The sequence below is a fragment of the Tumebacillus permanentifrigoris genome (assembly GCF_003148565.1).
Lineage (GTDB): Bacteria > Bacillota > Bacilli > Tumebacillales > Tumebacillaceae > Tumebacillus > Tumebacillus permanentifrigoris.
The window spans coordinates 1-1,257 of sequence record NZ_QGGL01000057.1; the positions used below are offsets into that span (position 1 = coordinate 1).

At 47.6% G+C, this 1,257-nt stretch carries 2 protein-coding genes; both read left to right on the forward strand.

Annotated elements, in window-relative coordinates:
• The first annotated feature begins 72 nt into the window (after positions 1-72).
• Positions 73-384, forward strand: a complete 312-nt coding sequence (locus C7459_RS22830; protein ID WP_109691470.1) for a helix-turn-helix domain-containing protein — start codon at positions 73-75, stop codon at positions 382-384.
• The coding region (locus C7459_RS22835) for an IS3 family transposase (RefSeq protein WP_109691471.1) at positions 363-1,257 on the forward strand (895 nt) is incomplete at its 3' end. The genes C7459_RS22830 and C7459_RS22835, both read left to right, overlap by 22 nt.

Here is a 1,257-nt window from a genome sequence, read left to right on the forward strand (position 1 = left end):
TGATATGATCCCCTTCAAGTAGACAGTAGGAAGAAAGCCCCCTACTATCTATTTGAAGGGGGTTTTTCATTTATGGGAAACATTCGAAAGACATACACCTTTGATGAAAAGTTACAAGCTATAACCCTGTATTACCAAAACGAGTTGAGCTGCCAAGAGATCGCAGACAAATTGAACATCCCGAGTTCCACTACAGTCAAGCGGTGGGTAAAGCACTTTGAGGCCGAAGGAGAGGCGGGGCTAGAAGAGAAGCGTGGAAAGGCACTAGGAATCGTGACCGGCAAAGGTCGCCCTCGTACACGCCCGGAAACCCCTGAACAAGAGATGAAACGATTGCGTGCGGAGAACGAGTTTCTAAAAAAGTGGCTCGGTCTCGACAAGTAGAAACTACCCGTCGAGACCTTACCCCCACCTTTGAAAACATCCGGCAATTGGCGGGGCAATACGCCGTTTCTTTGCTATGCCGTATTGCAAAGGTCTCGAAAAGCGGTTACTACAAATGGCTCCATAGACAAGCGAATCCCTCGGCTAAGAAACTCGACGACGAAGCAACTCAAGCAAAAATCCTCGAGTGCTACCGCAAGGTACGAGGTATCTACGGGTATCGCCGCATCAAGATCAGTTTGCAGCAAGAGTATGGGATCACCGTGAATCACAAGCGTGTGTACCGGCTCATGCAGGTACTTGGTATTCAATCTCGTATTCGCAGGAAGCGGAAATACTTTGGCAGACGTGAAGCAACCGTCGTGTCCCCGAACCTTCTAAACCGCAATTTCAAGGCGACAAAGCCTAATGAGAAGTGGGTCACGGATATCACATTTCTATCCGTTCAAGGTCAATGGCTCTATTTATCCGTATTGCTCGACCTGTACAACAACGAGGTCATATCCTACCGGATCAGCGAACGTAACGATCTTCCTCTCGTCCTAGAAACCGTAAAAGCCGCCATCAAAAAGAGAAAGCCAAAAGGCGTGCACTTACACAGCGACCAAGGTCACCAATATACCTCTCGCCAGTACCATAAGCTTCTTTCGACTTCTGGAATCACCGCAAGCATGTCCAGAAAGGGGAATTGCCTGGACAACGCTTGTGCAGAAAGCTTTTTCAGCCATTTGAAGTCCGAGTGCATCTATCTCGATAAATTCAAGAGCAAAACAGAACTCGAAGTAGCAGTAAAACGCTACGTGAAGTTCTATAACCATAAACGATTCCAAAGCAGACTAAAAAACCATAGCCCGGTACGATACCGGACTATGG

Coding starts and splice junctions, on each gene's coding strand:
- C7459_RS22830 (WP_109691470.1), top strand. CDS start 73: ATGGGAAACATTCGAAAGACATACACCTTTGATGAAAAGTTACAAGCT.